Raw genomic sequence first — 1362 nt, forward strand, 5'->3', positions numbered from 1 at the left:
CGGTTTCGGCCGTCCAGGGTTCGGCTTTGGAAGACCTGGTTTTGGTTTTGGTGGTCCCTTTGTAGGAGGGTTAGCTGGTGGTTTATTGGCCGGTTCTTTACTTTCTCCATATGGCTATGGTGGTTATGGATATGGAGCTCCATATGGATACGGTGGCTATGGTGGCTATGGTGGTTACGGTGGTTACGGCTATGGATCCCCATATGGATACGGTAGTTATGGTGGTTGCTGTTAATCCCCTTTGAAATAAAAGTAGAATGTTTAAATTAAGACTTGTTATGTGTTATGTAAAATAAGAATTTAGTGTTTAAATATTTATCAAACTAGCTTACAAAAATTCTATTAGAAATAGCATCCGATGGAATTCATTATTCCATCGGATTAATGAGGAAAAGAGCTTTATAAACTTCATTTACTTACTTATTAATAACTACYSTTAAAGCAAGTACAGCCAACAATAACTAATAATATAAACAGAACAACAATAATAGCAAAACTACCACCTGAGTTACCACCGTAACCACCATARCCATAGCCGCCWCCAAARCCGCAGCCACCTCCGTAACCACCGAAAAAGCCCATATCTTCACCACCCTGCACGTTATATTTTTATAATATGTACAAGTAATAAAAATGCTCGCCTAAAATATACAAGCTCAAATTAATYATTAATATATAGACAATCGTACAAGCCTTTTAARAARTTTTACATAGAATGAAGTATCCTTGTACAAGGAAGAGGTGCCTAATCCCCTGAACCTGTTATTACCACCGCCAAAATAACAGGTTTAGTACATAATAAAAAAACTACCTTCCCGACTTCAAGGAAGTTTTTTCTCTGTTACCACAATTAGTTTAACTACGCTATATGAGTTAATGGCTGTTTAGGTAACTTGCCTATCGAGAATAAAATTTTACCTTTTGAGCAAACTACACAACATGGAAAGCTTCCTTTTATAAACCCTACTCTCTCTCCATAAAAAACAAACTACCTCGATACCTTTCTAAATGACTTAGAAGGGAGAGGTAGTTTGTTTTTTATGGATATGAAGTTATAGCACTTTAAAAACAAGCATATGATTTATAGAGACCTCACGTGCTTATAGATTGAACTAGTAGATAACCCATGAATACATTTATTCGTGGGTTATTTGCTTTTTATATGAATTAAAACATCATAAACAGAACAAACTACAAAAGACTTTGTGAAGCTTCCGTTTGGTAATCCTCACTGTTTTAAGTTAACAATACGAAGCCAGAAAAACTACCCTAAAAAATTAATCGAACAGTTCGATTAGTTTTTTTAGGGTAGTTTTTCCCTTTTTTAGGAAGGTTTTATCTCCACCATCATTACTGTTGGGT

Annotated in this window: 2 protein-coding genes; one reads left to right on the forward strand and one right to left on the reverse strand. The window is 35.5% G+C overall.

Annotation, left to right across the window (positions count from 1 at the left end; translation table 11 throughout):
• Positions 1-235 (forward strand): spore coat protein (locus tag AC1DRF_RS27905; protein WP_477742300.1); only part of this gene is annotated, 235 nt, incomplete at its 5' end.
• A 188-nt stretch (positions 236-423) separates the two neighbouring features.
• Here the strand turns inward: AC1DRF_RS27905 and yjcZ are convergent.
• Positions 424-582: a sporulation protein YjcZ gene (gene yjcZ, locus AC1DRF_RS27910; RefSeq protein WP_477742301.1), complete on the reverse strand. Its 159-nt coding sequence runs from the start codon at positions 580-582 to the stop codon at positions 424-426.
• Positions 583-1362: the final 780 nt, after the last annotated feature.

It is taken from the genome of Priestia sp. P5_B4 (assembly GCF_056400385.1).